The sequence below is a fragment of the Mesorhizobium sp. M7A.F.Ca.AU.002.02.1.1 genome, from assembly GCF_003998535.1.
In the GTDB taxonomy this organism is placed as follows: domain Bacteria; phylum Pseudomonadota; class Alphaproteobacteria; order Rhizobiales; family Rhizobiaceae; genus Mesorhizobium; species Mesorhizobium ciceri.
Genome location: NZ_RZPB01001446.1, coordinates 1 through 554, shown reverse-complemented (window position 1 = coordinate 554; position 554 = coordinate 1). Strand labels below are relative to the sequence as shown.

Genomic DNA, 554 nt, shown 5'->3' with positions numbered 1-554 from the left:
GGCCTCCAACGATCCTGAGGTGGTTTTTTGCCTTCGCCGGCTCCTCCATCTCGCGCAGCGCGGCGCGCGCCCTGCCGATGCGCGACATCAGCGTGCCGAGCGGCACGCCGCTGGCATCGGCGGCCTGCTGATAGGAGAGGCCTTCGATAGCGACGAGGTGCAGCGCTGAACGCTGTTCTTCCGGCAGGCTGAAAAAAGCCTGGCGCACCTGCGCCAGGCGCACCGAATGTTCCTGTGGTGCCGGCGTGCTGCCGTCGGCCAGGTATCCAGCCTGTTCGACGCGCGACGCCTCGGACTTGCGGGCCCGCATCCTGTCGATGAAGGTGTTGTGGACGATCGACAGCAGCCACGCGCGCAGGTTTCCGCCGGAGCGGAAGGTGCTGCGCCGCTCATAAGCGCGCACCAGCGCGTCATGGACAAGGTCCTCGGCGTCGGTGCTGTCGCGCGTCAGCGAGCGCGCATAGCGGCGCAGCGAACCGAGCTGTCCTATGATGTCAAAGCGTGGCATCGGCGGTTTCATGTCCTGTTTACGGAACATGTGGGGATTTTAATCC

Annotated in this window: 1 protein-coding gene; it reads right to left on the bottom strand. The window is 65.3% G+C overall.

What is annotated here, in order from left to right:
* A partial coding sequence (locus tag EN879_RS38270) for a sigma-70 family RNA polymerase sigma factor (protein WP_245493968.1) occupies positions 1-508 on the bottom strand: 508 nt, incomplete at its 3' end.
* Positions 509-554 lie beyond the last annotated feature (46 nt).